This window comes from Psychrobacter sp. GW64-MNA-CIBAN-0177, from assembly GCF_040309585.1.
Classification (GTDB): domain Bacteria; phylum Pseudomonadota; class Gammaproteobacteria; order Pseudomonadales; family Moraxellaceae; genus Psychrobacter; species Psychrobacter okhotskensis.
On record NZ_JBEOOY010000324.1, the window covers coordinates 1 to 263 of the forward strand.

Sequence of the window (263 nt, forward strand, 5' to 3'; positions counted from 1 at the left end):
TCCATTACTATTATTGGACAAAACCAGCGCGTGATGGGCAATATCATCTCAGAAACCGTCAGCAATGCGTTAATTAAACTGCATAAAGATAATGGCATTAAATTTGTACTCGATGCCACTGTCAACGCTATTAATGGCAATGAACATAGCGACAGTGCGACAAAGGTAGGTAGTATCACCCTTGCCGATGGAGAGCAAATAGCTGCCGATATTGTGATTTTGGGCACAGGCGTATTACCACGTACCAAATTACTGGGCGAGGC

The 263-nt window shown here is 43.7% G+C and carries 1 protein-coding gene; it reads left to right on the plus strand.

Going from position 1 to position 263, the window contains the following annotated elements; all coding sequences use genetic code 11:
- Positions 1–263: FAD-dependent oxidoreductase (locus tag AAEY79_RS15280; RefSeq protein ID WP_352289348.1), on the plus strand; the 263-nt coding region annotated here is incomplete at both ends.